7 protein-coding genes and 1 tRNA gene are annotated in these 9,578 nt (G+C 35.7%); 5 read left to right on the forward strand and 3 right to left on the reverse strand.

Features of this window, described 5'->3' with window-relative positions:
• Window positions 1-76: 76 nt before the first annotated feature.
• The 3 genes from ACH2CJ_RS10790 to ACH2CJ_RS10800 all read left to right on the forward strand — a co-directional run bounded on the left by ACH2CJ_RS10790 (window position 77) and on the right by ACH2CJ_RS10800 (window position 2,371).
• Window positions 77-1,471, forward strand: a complete 1,395-nt coding sequence (locus tag ACH2CJ_RS10790) for an NADH-quinone oxidoreductase subunit N (protein ID WP_394992818.1) — start codon at window positions 77-79, stop codon at window positions 1,469-1,471.
• Between the two features lie 65 nt (window positions 1,472-1,536).
• Window positions 1,537-2,034, forward strand: coding sequence for a GtrA family protein (locus ACH2CJ_RS10795; RefSeq protein WP_394992812.1), 498 nt, complete (start codon window positions 1,537-1,539; stop codon window positions 2,032-2,034).
• Window positions 2,035-2,179: 145 nt separating this feature from the next.
• The gene (locus tag ACH2CJ_RS10800) at window positions 2,180-2,371 is read left to right on the forward strand and encodes a hypothetical protein (protein WP_394992813.1); all 192 of its coding nucleotides are present in this window, start codon (window positions 2,180-2,182) and stop codon (window positions 2,369-2,371) included.
• A gap of 525 nt (window positions 2,372-2,896) precedes the next feature.
• On the opposite strand, the gene ACH2CJ_RS10805 is transcribed toward ACH2CJ_RS10800, so the two are convergent.
• The 3 genes from ACH2CJ_RS10805 to ettA all read right to left on the reverse strand — a co-directional run bounded on the left by ACH2CJ_RS10805 (window position 2,897) and on the right by ettA (window position 7,465).
• Complete coding sequence (locus tag ACH2CJ_RS10805; RefSeq protein WP_394992814.1) at window positions 2,897-3,718, reverse strand: aminotransferase class IV; 822 nt, start codon at window positions 3,716-3,718, stop codon at window positions 2,897-2,899.
• A gap of 91 nt (window positions 3,719-3,809) precedes the next feature.
• The gene (locus tag ACH2CJ_RS10810) at window positions 3,810-5,456 is read right to left on the reverse strand and encodes a M28 family peptidase (RefSeq protein WP_394992815.1); all 1,647 of its coding nucleotides are present in this window, start codon (window positions 5,454-5,456) and stop codon (window positions 3,810-3,812) included.
• Between the two features lie 344 nt (window positions 5,457-5,800).
• Window positions 5,801-7,465 (reverse strand): energy-dependent translational throttle protein EttA, encoded by a 1,665-nt coding sequence (gene ettA, locus ACH2CJ_RS10815; protein WP_394992816.1) that lies wholly within the window; start codon window positions 7,463-7,465, stop codon window positions 5,801-5,803.
• Between the two features lie 205 nt (window positions 7,466-7,670).
• Between ettA and ACH2CJ_RS10820 the strand changes: the two genes are divergently transcribed.
• Together ACH2CJ_RS10820 and ACH2CJ_RS10825 are read left to right on the forward strand one after the other, a co-directional pair.
• Window positions 7,671-8,936 (forward strand): DUF349 domain-containing protein, encoded by a 1,266-nt coding sequence (locus tag ACH2CJ_RS10820; protein ID WP_394992817.1) that lies wholly within the window; start codon window positions 7,671-7,673, stop codon window positions 8,934-8,936.
• Between the two features lie 76 nt (window positions 8,937-9,012).
• Window positions 9,013-9,083, forward strand: a tRNA-Gln gene (locus ACH2CJ_RS10825).
• The last annotated feature ends 495 nt before the right edge of the window (window positions 9,084-9,578 follow it).

Consider the following 9,578-nt stretch of genomic DNA (forward strand, 5'->3'; position numbering starts at 1 on the left):
TTATTATAAAATTTTATTTTTTTCACCCCTCTTTAGGGCAGCAGCCATTGCTGGCTTGGGGGTTATCAATTTTATTATGTATCCGATACTCATACTCTCATTTACTGGACTCGTTACACTGTTTTTGGGTTTCCTAAAATCAAAGAAAATACTTTTACCTGCATCATTATTTTTTGTAGCACTTGCTTTCTTCTCTAACTTTATTGATTGGAATAAACCTGGTCTTTATTTTAGCAATATGCTCGAAGTGAGCAACCTTTCTATTCTTTTCACGTCAATCATATTGATTTCAGCATTTTTGATAATGGCTTTATCAAAAGGCTTTATTGATGATTCACACGCTCATCCTGCCGAATACTTTGCAATCATGCAATTTTCGCTTGTTGGAGCAATTATGATGACCAATTTTCAAAACCTGATAATGCTTTTTATCGGTGTCGAAATCCTTTCTGTATCAATGTATGTACTTACAGGTAGTGATAAAAGAAACATACGTGGAAATGAAGCCTCCCTTAAATATTTCTTAATGGGAGCATTTGCTACTGGAATTATGCTTTTTGGTATTGCAATGCTTTATGGAGCTAATTATTCCTTCAATATTAGCGATGCTCGCTCATGGTTGATGCAAACCCAAGTAGCCACTCGTTCAGTATTTTTATATGTGGGTGTTACTTTTCTATTGATTGGTTTGCTCTTCAAAGTTTCAGCAGCACCATTCCACTTTTGGACACCCGATGTTTATGAAGGAGCTCCTACAATTTTTACTACTTTTATGTCAACTATCGTAAAAACTGCTGGTTTTGCGGCTATTTATCGTATTCTTGAAGTGTCATACTCTCCAATATATGATTTTTGGTGGGTTATGATTATTGTTATGGCTGTTTTGAGTTTATTGATAAGCAATATCACAGCAGTAGCTCAGAGCAGTTTTAAAAGGATGTTAGCCTTTTCGAGTATTTCTCATGCAGGTTATATGTTGATGGCAATTGTGGGTTTAAGCAATAAAACAGGTACTTCTATCGTATTCTATTCTTTAGCCTATTCTTTGGCTACAATAAGTGCGTTTGGCGTGTTAATGATAGTTTCGCAAGAAAAATTAGTAAATGGTCGTCCAGACGAAAGTATTGCTGTTTTGAATGGTTTATCGAAGAAAAATCCATTTTTAGGCTTTGTTTTAGCAGTTTCAATGTTTTCATTAGCTGGAATTCCATTGACGGCTGGCTTTTGGGGAAAATTCTATGTTTTTGCAGATGCTGCTTCACGTGGACATATTTGGTTATTAGTGGTAGCAATTTTGATGTCGGCAGTTGGTATTTATTATTATTTTAAACCAATCATAGCTGCTTATATGAAAGAAGGTGATGGCGAAAATATTAAATTATCATCGTTTTATAAAATAATTCTTGGGTTTACTACCGCTGGCTCTATTTTACTCGGCTTATTTCCGAGTTTAGTACGCGAATTACTTTGATTTACTGAATAGTAAGTCAAGAGATTATCAACACTATTTTAAAATTTTCTGGACTAAATTTATTTGTGGAACTACTTAGTAAAATAAAAAATAAGGAATTAAGAAATTTTATTTCGTTCTTCTTGACCGCCGTTTTAGGGGCTGGCACAAACTTCTTGTCACAAATTCCCTATAAATCATTATTTCTAAATTTAGGTTATCAAGATAAGCCTGCTTTTAATCTGAGTGTATTTGCTGGTTATTTGACTGCGACAGTAGTTAGTTTTGTTCCTGCTAAAGTTTTTGCTTTCTCGGCAAAAGAATCAGGAAATTCAAAACGTGAATCGATTAAATTTCTAATTATTGCGATAATAGCTTTAGGCATCCAAGTAGGCGTTTCTTCGCTTGCCCTTGATTATATCGCAAATCGTCTTTTTTCTGACTTTTCACTTTTCTTGCGTGAAAAAGCTTCTCACTTAGTTGGCATGGGTTTTAGTTTTTTTGCGAACTATTACGGTCATAAGTTCTTGACTTTCAGAAGTACGGGTATTTATGATAAAATAAAGACTCGTTCTGCCCGCTGATATTGTACAAATCCAAGAAAATATTGTTTCTTAAAAAGTATTTAAGAAAATTTTAAATTTTTTTTAAGAAAAACTTGCATCGTATCTTAAAATTGTCTTAAATTTGCAATGCGTTTCAAACCTCAAAACACCGCAAACAAAGACAATGAAAAAAATAATCGCAATCTTATTCGTAGCATGTGTAGCTTCTTTAGCTGCTTGTACTTCTAAAACAGCTGACACAACTGCTGATTCAACTATTGCTACAATCGATTCTACAGCTGCTGCTGCAACTGTTGCAATTGATTCAATTGCAACTGCTGCTATTGATACAGTTAAAAGTGAAGTTAAGAAATAATATTTCTTAATCAACATAAAAAAAAAGCCTTATTCGTCAAACGAGCAAGGCTTTTTTTTATGTCTTTAAATTTCAGGTATTAACACCTAAAGCTTGTCATCTTTTTGGGTTAACTTAAAGTTCTTCATTTGTTTTTTAATATAATAGCTTTAAAACCGTACACAAATATTAATACTTGGAGAAATTAGACGAGTAAAAGACAAACTCGCCTAATTTTGTAAAAATATATAATTATAATCGTACCTGTTTAGCTTATATGTGGTTAGTCTGTCTTGGAGAGTTTGTCAAAACAGACACTAAAAATCATAAAAAAATAGCTCGAAAGGACAGAAAAGACATCAGCCTTTTTCAGATTGGTTTGAGATGGATAAAGTCAGGACATTTTAAAATTAATCACCTTTTATCAGCTATACAATTTTGTGTACGGTTTTAATATAATAGCCTAAGATTAGTTCTATCTTCACTAAAATTTTAGATATTCCCTCTCGTTTATTTTCCGTTTTAGGAACGCTTAAAAAAAAAATGCTACCAATTTTTTACCTTCTCATTTACCAAATCTAATAAAAACTTTGTTTTTATGCCAATTTTTCCATTACTCAAAATACTTTTATCTATTTGGGTGATGGGTAAAACTCGTTTTGTAGTGCTGGTCGTAAAAACCTCGTCGGCGGTGAAAAGTTCTTTCAACTCAACATTACGTTCTTCGATTTTAAAATGACTTTTTGCTAATTCTAAAACAAAACGGCGAGTAATTCCTCGCAAAACTTTTCGATTTGGTGTAATAAGTGTATCACCTTTGAAAAGAAAAACATTACTTCGACTCAATTCACTTATGTAGCCTCGTTTATGAAACAATACATCAGTGGCATTGGCTGCTTTAATATCGGCTTGCAAAATCATTAAATGCTTATAATCAATGCTTTTTATTTCGGGTAAGTCTCGCACATAATCGTGAGTAATTACTTTTATGCCTGTTTCATAATCTTGGGGTTTCACAGGATGAATATCTTCGCTGATGATAAGCAAATTTGGCTTAGTCATGCTCATGCTATCACTCGAATAGCCACCCGTCAGAATAAATCTTATGGCACAATTGTCTAAACCACTTTTCTCAATCAAACTTAGCACTACTTTATTGGCTTCTTCTTTTGAAATCGGATTGGGTAAACACATCAATTTTGCCGAACGTTCGTAACGTTCCCAATACAAATCCCACTGAAATGGACGGCCATTGTAGGTAATAAAATAGTCGAAAAGTCCGTAGCCTCGAAGTAGCCCTAAATCAGTAATATGAATATTTGTTTCTTCTACGGGGCAAATATTGCCATTTAGATAACAGTGGTGCATTGGATGAATTTTGAATGAGTGAATGATAAAATTTTTGAATGAATAAAATACAAATGTGACGACTGTTCTCACATTTTTCAAATATCATTTACTACTTTTTTACTTCAAAGAAATCGCCTTTATTCCATGTTGGTCTTGCTGGATTTTGAGCGATTAAATAGCTAATCAAAAAATTGACTTGGGCATATTTTTTTCCAGCCGACCAAACAAAGCCATTTGTTATTTCATCAGAAGGCTTATGATAATTTGCTTCTCGCCATTTTTTTACTTTTTCTGCCAAATTTAAGCTTGGATTGCTAAATCTATAACCATATTTTATATGTAAGGCTGGAATTCCTGCTTTTACAAAATTATATTGGTCACTTCTTACAAATCGACCTTCGCTTGGGTCGGGGTCTGGCTCGACCTCTAATTTTACTAAACTTGCTGCTTGCTCTACTACTTTTTGTAAGCTGCTATGTTCAGCACCCAATGGAGCTACCGACTCTAAAGGGGCAAGCAATGTGGGCATATCGGTATTGATATCGGCTACGATTTGTTGCTTTGGTACAGTTGGGAAAGCTGCAAAATATCCTGAACCCAAAAGCCCCATTTCTTCGGCAGTTACAAGCAAGAAAAGCAACGAACGCTTTGGTTTTTTGGTTACTGTGGCATACATTCTGGCAATTTCTAAGGCACAAGCTACACCCGAAGCATTGTCGTGAGCTCCATTATAAATCGAATCTCCATTGATGGGCTTACCAATGCCTAAATGGTCGAGATGTGCCGAGTGAATAATGTATTCTTTCCTTAATTTTGGGTCAGAACCTTCCAATTTTGCTACTACATTATAACTAACAACGTCTTCAAATGTGCTTTCATAATGTCCACTGATAGTACTTTTTAATGCTTTGCTTACATATTTTCCTTTTTCGAGTTGTTGCCAAGTGCTATCAAGCATATTATTTTCGGCACGCATCAAACCCTGTAATGTTGGTACAGAAATACCCCCAGCAACCACAATATTTCCGCCCAAAACCGATGCCGAACTTGCTCTTTTTCCTTTAGCAGTAACCGATGCCGAAACACCATTTGAAACCATATTATTGGCGGCGGCCTTGAACTGCACCATGCTGGTTGCATAATTACAAACCAATACACCAATTGCTCCGTTTTTCACGGCAAATTCTTGCAAAGTAGCAGGATATTGTAAATGTAGCTTCACATTAGTAGGAAGGTTTTCGGGAACTCTACGTAATATGACAACAATTTTACCTTTGACATCAATATTTTTATAGTCTTGAAGATTAATTTGCGGAGCATCAAAACCAGCCCCAACAAAAACCAAAGGAGCGTTAAAATCAACAGATTTTCTTTCAGGATGTGGGTAAATAGATAAATCATTTCCAAGAGTTAGCTCTTGTTTTTTTCCATCGGGCAGGGTGAGAATAAATTTGGCAGTTTCTTTCACTAATTTTGTTTTTCGTAGCAAGACTTTTTGGGTATATGTTCCATTTTCTCCTGCTGGTTTTAGCCCCATTTCTTTGTATTGTTTCACTGCATAATCAACCGCCATTTGATAACCTTCTTTTCCTGGAAGTCTGCCTTTTAGTTTATTATCTGCTAAATAAGCCACATGGGCTTTGATTCGGTTGGTGTCTATTTTGTCAATTTCTTTTAAAATTTGCTCAGAAACCAAACTTTGAGCGTTGGCTGATAAGGCAAAAAGACAAAAAAGTAGTAGAAAAGTATTTTTCATATTGTTAGTTTAAGATTTTTTATCAAAAGTAAAGTTTCTTGCTTAAAGCTACGCAACCCACAAGCATTTTTTTGCATCTGTGGTTAGATGTGCCAGCCAATAGCATCAAAATGGATTTATATTTCGGGTAATACGATGCAATTGGAGGTTCGTTCAAATCAAATAACGAAGGAGTCAAAAATCAAACATCGTTTACACTTAGCACAAAATACGACGCATTAGTAAAAGAAATGGTAATGCGATTTGAAGAGGCAGTGAGAATAGCGAGGAGGTGAGTTCCTTATGTTTATATAAAAAAACCAAAGAGTTTAAGCCTTCGGTTTTTTTATATTTATTGTCAAATCCTACTGCAATTTCCTATACTTTATCCTCTTCGGAGTCAAATCATTACCTAAGCGTTTTTTACGATTTTCTTCATATTCCGAGAAATTTCCTTCAAACCAATATACTTGCGAATCGCCTTCGAAAGCTAAAATATGCGTCGCAATTCTATCTAAAAACCAGCGGTCGTGAGAAATAACTACTGCACAACCAGCAAAGTTTTCTAACCCTTCTTCTAAAGCACGAAGCGTATTGATGTCCAAATCGTTGGTTGGCTCATCTAAAAGCAATAGATTTCCCCCTTCTTTGAGCATCATTGCCAAATGCACTCGATTTCGCTCTCCGCCCGAAAGGATTCCTACTTTTTTCTCTTGGTCTCCTCCTTGAAAATTAAATCTACTTACGTATCCACGAGCATTTACTTGTTTGTTTCCAAGCATTACCCATTCATTTCCGCCAGAAATTAACTCATAAACCGATTTTGCGGGGTCAAGTTGGTTATGTTCTTGGTCAACGTATGAAAGTTTTACCGTTTCACCTACTTCAAAAGTACCAGCTAATGGTTTTAACTGCCCTGTAATTAATTTGAAAAGGGTTGTTTTTCCAGCACCATTTGGCCCGATAATGCCGACAATACCATTTTGTGGCAAACTAAAATTCAAATCTTCATAAAGCAAACGGTCGCCAAAACCCATTTTTACGCCTGTTGCTTCAATTACTTTATTGCCCAAACGTGGACCTGGTGGAATAAAAAGTTCGAGTTTATCTTCTCTTTCTTTCGAGTCTTCACTCACCATTTTATCGTAAGCCTGCAAACGAGCCTTCGATTTTGCTTGACGAGCTTTTGGAGCCATTCGCACCCATTCCAACTCTCTCTGCAAAGATTTTTGGCGTTTCGACTCGGTTTTTTCTTCTTTTTCTAAGCGATTTTGTTTTTGTTCGAGCCAAGAAGAATAATTTCCTTTCCACGGAATACCTTCGCCTCTATCCAATTCCAAAATCCATCCTGCCACATTATCCAAGAAATAACGGTCGTGAGTAACCGCAATGACAGTTCCTTTATATTGACGCAAATGCTCTTCCAACCAAAGCACCGATTCGGCATCAAGGTGGTTGGTAGGCTCATCTAAAAGTAAAACATCAGGTTGTTTCAAAAGCAAGCGGCAAAGAGCAACACGGCGTTTTTCACCACCAGAAAGATTGGCTACAATAGCATCTTCGGGCGGACAACGCAGAGCATCCATTGCACGTTCAAGGCGAGTATCTAACTCCCAAGCATCAAATGTGTCTAATTTTTCCTGCACTTCACCTTGTCGAGCAAGTAATTTATCAAAATCAGCATCGGGTTCACCAAAAGCTTCATTTATGGTATCAAACTCTTTCAATAAATCTACAATTTCTTGCACACCTTCTTCCACAATCTGACGAACGGTTTTTGTAGGGTCGAGCGTTGGCTCTTGTTCCAACATCCCAACGCTGTAACCTGGCGAAAAAACGACATCACCATTGATATTTTTGTCAATACCTGCAATGACTCGTAGAAGCGTAGATTTTCCTGAACCGTTGAGTCCAAGAACGCCGATTTTTGCTCCGTAAAAAAAAGAAAGATAAATGTTTTTTAAAATTTGACGGCTTGGTGGAATGATTTTACTCACTCGTTCCATAGAGAAGATAATTTGTTCAGACATCGTTTAAATACATTCGTTAGACATCAATTTTTATTGTTTTTATTAAATTATTATTGAAAACAATAAAAACTGTGTGTTTTAATTATTACATTTAATAAATTTTTATGCAAATATCGCTAAACCTATTTGCATTATACAAAAAAACCACGAATTTTACCAAATAAACCACCATCCCCCTTGACTCACAAGCCATGTGATTTTTATTATGAAAGGCGTAACATTAGAAAACGAATATGCTTACATAAATGAAGGTAAGGTATTCTTAAAGGGCTATTTAGATATGCCCGACCGACAAATCGGAGAAGTAAAACGCACAGAAGAAGAGGCTTTCCAGTATTTCATTAATCGTTACCAAATTGCGGTAAATAAGGTTATTCAATTGAAATCTGAGATTACCGAAGCCCAAAATAAGGGCTCTTTTTTAACAAAACTTACGCAGCTACGCAAACGATTGCTAAACTTCGATGGAATTGGCGATTTCATCCCATTGCTCAACACTTTAGATGAGCAAGAAGACGTTCTTCGTGGCTTGATTGTAGGCAATCAAGCTAATAACCTTACTATCAAAGAAGCATTAGTTGAAGAAGCCAAAGAAGCCAAAGAAGATGTTGATTGGAATATTGTAGCCGAAAAACTGCAAGATATCAAAACTCGTTGGATTCGCACGGGCCCTGTTGACAAACCTTTTCAAGAAGAAATCGAAACCACATTTAGAGAGGTTTTAGATGATTTTTACCAACGCAGAAAAGCTTTCTATGAGGAACAAAATCGCATTATTGGCGACCGCATGGAAAAGTACAACGAGCTGGTAAGAGGAGCAGAAATGCTATTCAGAATGGGCAATTGGGAGCTATCTTTTGCCGAGCTCAAGCGTCTTCAATCAGAGTGGAGAAATGTGGGCGACGTGCCACCAAAGCGATTAAAATACGAATTCCGTCGTTTCAAGAAACTAACTACGCTTTATTACGAAAAATACTGTGCAGCCAAGGGTATTCAAATAAAGATTCGTGTTGACCCACGTGTAGAGGCTCAACAGAAAATGATGGAAGAAGCCGAACAATTAGCCGAAGCTAAAGACATTTTTGCATCAACCGAGCGTGCAAAAGTAATGCTTAATGATTGGAAAAACATCAAAGTCCCATCTCACTTAGCCGTGCGAAATGTTGCAGAACGCTTCAGAGCTGCGTGTGATAAGATTTTTGAGTTGAGTTATCTAATGAAAGTTGTTACTCGCAAATTACCTAACTATAATTATTTGAGTGAAAAACAACAAACCTTGACGAAATTCCGTGAAATGGAAAATATTGTGATTCGTGCAAGAGGGGAGTTGAAAATATTGATAGAAAGCAACGAAGGAATTTCGCAAGGGCCAGATTTAGATAAAATAACGAATTCTAATATTCAGACTCAAAAACGTAAGTTATTGATGAAAGAAGTAATTTTAGAAGAATTGAGAAGAGCAGCTCAGTAAAAAAAAGTAATTTTTTTTTACTGCACGCTTGCGTTTTTATATAAAAAGTCTTAATTTTGCACTCACAAGTACAGGATGACCCATAGTATAATGGTAGTACGACAGTTTTTGGTATTGTTTGTCTAGGTTCGAATCCTGGTGGGTCAACAACTTTAAAGAGTAAAATTTGATTAATCAAGTTTTACTCTTTTTGTTTTTCAGGGGTGATACTAAATTGATTTTTACTTTTTAAATTCTGCAAATAAAAAAAGTCACCATATTGAAGATAAGGATCAAGCAGGAAAGTTAGGGATTTAGAGATAAATTTTTAATAGCCAAAACAAGAAAAAATTAATAGATAGTATGCTCCTAAACCGATTTCTAAAAGCCTTTATCCTTGCATGGTTTGCAGCTGCGATTGAATGATTTGAAAGCTGCCTTGGGTAGTATTAAACAAATTGGCGTAAAGTTACATGAAAGACAGATAACTAATTGATAGTCAATTAGTTATCTCTTAAAAAGTCATTTCTCGTCAATTTTAGCTTTACTTTGCGGAATGCCGCCCATATTCAAAATTTTATAAACGGTAGCCGTAGAAGGAATTTTGAAAGCCTTCATAATATCTCGAATACTTCTTTCTTCTTTGTAAGCACTGACTACCAT

Source organism: Emticicia sp., from assembly GCF_043780375.1.
Taxonomy (GTDB): Bacteria; Bacteroidota; Bacteroidia; order Cytophagales; family Spirosomataceae; genus Emticicia.

What these genes read in the sequence shown, in the direction of transcription:
- ACH2CJ_RS10800 (WP_394992813.1), top strand. Translation starts at nt 2,180, where the DNA reads ATGAAAAAAATAATCGCAATCTTATTCGTAGCATGTGTAGCTTCTTTA.
- ettA (WP_394992816.1), bottom strand. Translation starts at nt 7,465, where the DNA reads ATGTCTGAACAAATTATCTTCTCTATGGAACGAGTGAGTAAAATCATT.
- ACH2CJ_RS10820 (WP_394992817.1), top strand. Translation starts at nt 7,671, where the DNA reads ATGAAAGGCGTAACATTAGAAAACGAATATGCTTACATAAATGAAGGT.
- ACH2CJ_RS10810 (WP_394992815.1), bottom strand. Translation starts at nt 5,456, where the DNA reads ATGAAAAATACTTTTCTACTACTTTTTTGTCTTTTTGCCTTATCAGCC.
- ACH2CJ_RS10805 (WP_394992814.1), bottom strand. Translation starts at nt 3,718, where the DNA reads ATGCACCACTGTTATCTAAATGGCAATATTTGCCCCGTAGAAGAAACA.
- ACH2CJ_RS10790 (WP_394992818.1), top strand. Translation starts at nt 77, where the DNA reads ATGTATCCGATACTCATACTCTCATTTACTGGACTCGTTACACTGTTT.